Raw genomic sequence first — 5,520 nt, 5'->3', positions numbered from 1 at the left:
TTGACCGCCTGCCTGTCCGGGCCTCTGCCGGCACACGCCGCCCACGCCGCCCACGCCGCCCACGCCGTCGACACGGCTGCGGAACCGGCAACGCGCCAGTTCCAGGCCGTGGCACAGACAGGCACCCAGCCCGGGGCACAGGCTGGATTCCGGGCAGAAGCACCGGGCACCGCCAGCGTCACGCCAGAGTCCGTGGCCCGGTCTGTGGCCGATTCCGAGGCCCAGACCCTGGCCGACGCCATTGCCGCGCGCGGCGCGCAGAGTGGTCGCCACCTAGTGCTGATACTGCATTCCTACGAACAGGGCATGGGCCGGGTACGCGAAATCACCGACACGGTGGAGCGCATGCTGGCCCCCATGGACAACCATATCGCCCTGCGCGTGGAAAACCTGGATTCCAAGCGCGTGCACACCCCGGAATACCTCGAATCCTTTGCCGCCGTGCTGGCCCTGAAGTACGCGAGGCGCACCCCCACCCTCATCCTGACCAGCGACGACGACGCCCTCGACTTTCTGGAAGCGCACCACGCCGCGCTGTTCCCCGGCGTGCCCGTGCTGTTCTGCGGGGTGAATCATCCCCACGACAGCCTGGCGGCGGCCATCCCCCGGCTATCGGGCGTGCTGAGCACCTTTTCCGCCCGCGAAACCGCCCTGGCCATGCTGGGGATGCACCCCGGCACGCGGCACATCTACCTTGTCAACGACCACACCGAAACCGGACGGGCCGTTGCCCGCGACGTACAAAGGCAACTGGCAAGCCTGCCCGACGGCGTGCAGGTGCATGAATTTCCGCCCCTGCCCTTCGACGACCTGCTCTCGCGGCTGGCCACCCTGCCGCCGGACGCGGCGGTGCTGCTGGGCGTGTATTTTTCCGACAGCGTGGGCTACGCCACCACCTTCGAGGACATGGGTGCGCGCATCGCCGCCGCCGCACGGGTGCCCGTGCACTGCCTTGTGGATTTCAACCTGAACGGCGCCACGGTGGGCGGCAAGGTGTCCGGGGCGGCCTTTCAGGCAGAGGCGCTGGGCCGCATGGCCCTGCGGGTCATTTCCGGCACGCGCGTCGAAGACGTTCCCGTCCAGACCGAAGGAGTGAACCGCTACGTGTATCGCGCCCCCGCGCTGAAGCGGTGGGGCATCTCCGAAAGCCGCCTGCCGTCAGGCAGCACCGTGATCGACCGCACCTTCTCGCTCTACCGGGAGTACCGGACCCAGATCAACGTGCTGATCCTGTTCGTGGTCTCGCTGGCGTCCACCATTGCCGTGCTGGCCTACATGATGCGCCGCCGGGCCGCATCGGAACGGCAACTGCGACGGCTGCGCAACCTGCTGGCCAACACCCTGGATTCCATGCCCTCGGTCATCGTCGGGGTGTCGCCCGAAGGGCTGGTTACCCACTGGAACCGCCACGCGGCGGACGCCACGGGACAGGAAACCCATGAAGCCGTGGGCCGCCCCCTGGGCGAGGTGTTTCCCCGGCTGGAAAAACTGAAGCCGCTGGTATTCGAGGCGCTGGAAGGCGGCCAGGTGCGTGACGGCCAGCGCCTGCTGCGCCACGATGGCGACATGGTGCGCCACGAGGACGTGACGGTCTTTCCCCTTGTGGCCAACGGCACGCAGGGCGCAGTCATCCGCGTGGACGACGTGACCGAGCGCGAACGCATCCGGGAAATGATGATCCAGACGGAAAAGATGCTGACCGTGGGCGGCCTTGCGGCGGGCATGGCGCACGAGATCAACAACCCCCTCGGCGGCATCCTGCATGCGGTGCAGAACATGCGCCGCCGGGTGGAGGCGGGGCGGCCCGACAACGAAGCCGCCGCACGCGAGGCCGGGTTGAGCATGGACCAGGTGCGCGGCTATCTGGAGCGGCGCGAGATATTGCGCATGCTGGAAGACATTGCCGCTTCGGGCGCGCGGGCCGCGCACATCGTGGCCAACATGCTCGACTTCAGCCGCCGCACCGACGGCGCTTTCGTGCCGCAGGACCTGCACCGGCTCATCGAAAACACCCTGGAACTGGCCGCCAACGATTACGACCTGAAGAAACTCTACGACTTCCGCACACTGCGCGTCGTGCGCCACTATTCCCCAATGCTGCCGCCAGTGCCCTGCCTGCCCACAGAGGTGGAGCAGGTGCTGCTGAACCTGTTCAAGAACGCCGCCCAGGCCCTGGCCAGCATGCCGCCGCCCGATGGCGCACCGCCCACCCTGACCATCCGCACCGAACGTCACCACGACCTGGTGGCGGTGACCGTAAGCGACAACGGGCCGGGCATGACGCCCGAAGTGCGCGCCCGCGTCTTCGACCCCTTCTACACCACCAAGCCCCCCGGCGAAGGCACCGGACTGGGCCTGTCGGTGTCGTATTTCCTGATCACCCACAATCATGGCGGCAGCTTTGCCCTGCACTCCGAACCGGGCAAGGGGGCGCATTTCACGTTCACCCTGCCCCTGCGGCAGCGCTAGGGTTTGCCCTACGGCGGTCACTGTCGGCATGGAGGGGCCTGCGCACGGGCCACCCCCTGTGCCCGCGTATGCCATGGGCAGCGGGCGCAGGCACGGCAACATCCGTGGTGGTGCACGCCTGCACCCGAATCCGCCAGATTCGTCAAATCCGCAGGCCCGCCGAACCCGCAGGGCCGCCAGACCCGACGCGTGCCGGGACGCCCGCTGCCCACGCACTTGCCGGACGTCCGTGACGTGCGCCCCTCATATCTCGCCGCCCCGGCACGGCGCCCCGCCCGTGTCCTGCACCTGCCTCGCCTGACACCTGCCTGCGTGCGCCATGGACAGCCCCCCTTCGCATGCACATATTCCGGAAGACACGGTCCACTTGACCGCCGCCCAGTTCGAGGTTCATTGAATCCTCGGCCCGTCCCGGAACATCCCGGCTCACCCGGCTCACCCGGCTCACCCGGAGCATGGGGGGGGGCGGGACCGCACAGCACCAGCCGGGCCGGGAACACAGACGGCGGCCAGCCGCCCGCCCGCAACGGCCATCCCCTGCAGCGAGGCAAAGGATATCCCATGACCGTCCGCATCGCATGTTCACGCCCCTCAGGCCTCCCGCGTCTGCTGGCCAGCCTGCTCGTCTGCCTGCTCTTTCCGGGCATGCTGCTGGCCTCGGGGTGCGCCCCGCGCATGAAGGCCGACGTGCAGGCCGTGTCGGCCCCCGGCTTCCGCAAGGCCGGTCAAAGCTACGTGCTGGCGCCCGGCGCCGCCCTATCCACGCTGAACGCCATCAACGCCGACATGTTCCGCCAGTCCACGCAGCGGCTGCGTGCCGTGCTCACCGGGCACGGCTACCGCGAGGCCCCCAACCCCGAGGCGGCGGACATGGCCGTGGTGGTGGAATGGAAGGTGGACGGCCCGAACGAGGTGCCGGACCCCTCGTACTCATCGCGCCCGTCCGTGGGAGTGGGCATCGGCTACGGCTCGCGGCCATGGTACGGCGGGGCCTACGGCAGCCGCTACGGGGGCTGGGGCTACGGCGGCTATCGCGGGTTCGGCACCGGCTACGGCTACCCGCCACCCATGACGGTGGTGTACACCCGCACCCTGTCCGTAGAGGCGCGTGACCTGCGCTCCGGTCGCGCCATCGCCCCGGAAGCGCCATCTTCGGTCCCGTCCGGGCAAGAGACGCCCGAATACGCCAGACCGCCCTACGGCTCCCCCATCGGCACGGTGGAGGGCCTGCCCCCCCAGACCGAACTGACCGGGCCGGTATTGTGGAAGGTGGTGGTGTCCAGCACGGGCAGTTCGCGGGACATCCAGGGCGCCCTCCCCGCGCTCACCGTGGCGGCCTCGCGTTGGATCGGCATCACCGCCAACGTCAAGGTGGCCGTGGACGACGAATTCAACGTGACCATCCTGGGGCAATAGAAAAGCCGCATCAGCGCGAAGGCACATGCCAATGCCGCGTGGCCGGGCGACATCCGCCGCCCGGCCACGCATGTTGCGGAATTTCGTTTCGGTCGCACCCGCTTCCGGCTAGTGCCCGCGCTCCGGCCCGTCTCCACGGGCTCGGGCAACACCATTCGGGGCCGTTCCGGCAGTCCCCCCGACCGGGGCAGCCCCGTGCGAGGCCGCTTCACGCCCGCCCCAAAACCATCGCCGCACCGCCTCGGGATCGGCCCGATACGTTCCGTCCGAGCATCTGCGGGCAGGAAATCCATCCTCCCGAATCCAGCGCTTCACCGCCCCCTGCCCCGCGCCCACGGCACGGCCGATGGCGTCCAGCCCGACCAGCACAAAAGGCACGGGCGGCAAGGGCGACTGGCCGTGCACCCGCCCCCATGCCGGCCCCCGCCCCGTGACCGCATGCTGCGCACCGCCCCCCCATCCCAAAGGCCGTGAAGCCTCCTGGCGAACGTCCATGGACCGTGGCTCACCACACCCGCAGATGCCACGGTGCATCAACGCCATTTCCGTAACATGCCCGTTCACAAGCCCTTGCTGCGGCTGCTGCGCGCCCTGCATGCGTTCTTCCTCCCGGTTTCGCGGCACTTCGGGCCACGGCTGACGTTGCCTCGCGGGCGACCGGCTGCGGTCGCCTTCCTCACGCACATGTTGTGCGCACCTCAGTGCATTCGTCCCGACGGCATGCCCGGCACGCCTCCGGCCATCTCCGGAGCCCGCCGCCACGCAAGCGGCCACGCCCCCGCTTCGTCCCCGGCCTGCTCATCCGTCCCCCGACCGAAAAGCTCCGCTCTGGCGCACCGTGCCTTGGAATGGAGTGTTTCGGCGCGTGCGGTGTGCATCGCGCCGGAAAACGCGGCGGGGTTGACTGGCGCATGCAAGCGCGCATGCACGGGCGGCCCGGAACGCCTGTCATCCTCCACGGCCTGGACCAACCACGCCGCCACCACGGCGCTGGCTTCTCCCTCTTGCGCGCAGGCCAGCAACTCCCCTTCCACATGCACCAGCATGCCGCGCCGCAACCGCGCAAGGCACCATGCGGCCTGGTCACCGGTGACGCGCACCCGGTGCCGCTGGCCCGCGTCGTTTTGTCCGGCACCTTCGGTGCTGACGGAAAACAGCACGCAATCACCGATCGTGCCGGTTCCTGGCCGGGGCGCGGCCATCACGCGCCCGAGCAGCATCACTCTGTTCACAGCCGCCATGCGGCATCCTCCTCTGCGACGGTCGCGTCGCACCAGCCGCATCGCGTTGCTCACGCGGATCGGCATATCCCGTACCGGCGCGGGGCGCTCCGGACGGCGTCCTCGCCGTGTGGCGGCCAACCGGCACGATCCCCTCGCCGGTAACGACCGCTCGCCCTTCGGCGAGCCTCAGAATCCAAGCACCATGTCCGGCATGCGGAACAGGTCGCGGCCATAACAATCCGGCGGAATGTCCCCCGAGGCCCACGGATCTTCGAACAACCCGTGGTCCATGCCATGTGCCGCCGCCTCGCACCCGGGACCGCAGAACCTGTCCCGCAGCGTGGCCGGGGTGAACCTGCACCCGCACACGGCGCAGTCGCGCGGCTGCGGCCTGGCCTGCCCTGCGGCGGCC

At 69.4% G+C, this 5,520-nt stretch carries 4 protein-coding genes; 2 read left to right on the top strand and 2 right to left on the bottom strand.

Translation table 11 applies throughout. From position 1 onward, the window contains the following. Together FVW20_RS06560 and FVW20_RS06555 are read left to right on the top strand one after the other, a co-directional pair. Positions 1 to 2,469: ATP-binding protein (locus FVW20_RS06560; protein WP_231038928.1), on the top strand; the 2,469-nt coding region annotated here is incomplete at its 5' end. Between the two features lie 561 nt (positions 2,470 to 3,030). Further along, positions 3,031 to 3,885: a hypothetical protein gene (locus tag FVW20_RS06555; protein ID WP_196608800.1), complete on the top strand. Its 855-nt coding sequence runs from the start codon at positions 3,031 to 3,033 to the stop codon at positions 3,883 to 3,885. A gap of 698 nt (positions 3,886 to 4,583) precedes the next feature. Here the strand turns inward: FVW20_RS06555 and FVW20_RS06550 are convergent. Together FVW20_RS06550 and FVW20_RS06545 are read right to left on the bottom strand one after the other, a co-directional pair. Next, the gene (locus FVW20_RS06550; protein ID WP_196608799.1) at positions 4,584 to 5,192 is read right to left on the bottom strand and encodes a single-stranded DNA-binding protein; all 609 of its coding nucleotides are present in this window, start codon (positions 5,190 to 5,192) and stop codon (positions 4,584 to 4,586) included. A gap of 102 nt (positions 5,193 to 5,294) precedes the next feature. Then, positions 5,295 to 5,520: hypothetical protein (locus FVW20_RS06545; protein WP_196608798.1), on the bottom strand; the 226-nt coding region annotated here is incomplete at its 5' end.

Origin of the sequence: Nitratidesulfovibrio oxamicus, assembly GCF_015731765.1 — a bacterium.
In the GTDB taxonomy this organism is placed as follows: Bacteria; Desulfobacterota; Desulfovibrionia; order Desulfovibrionales; family Desulfovibrionaceae; genus Cupidesulfovibrio; species Cupidesulfovibrio oxamicus.
Note: the sequence above shows the minus strand (reverse complement) of the source record. Positions and strands in the feature narration are given on the sequence as shown.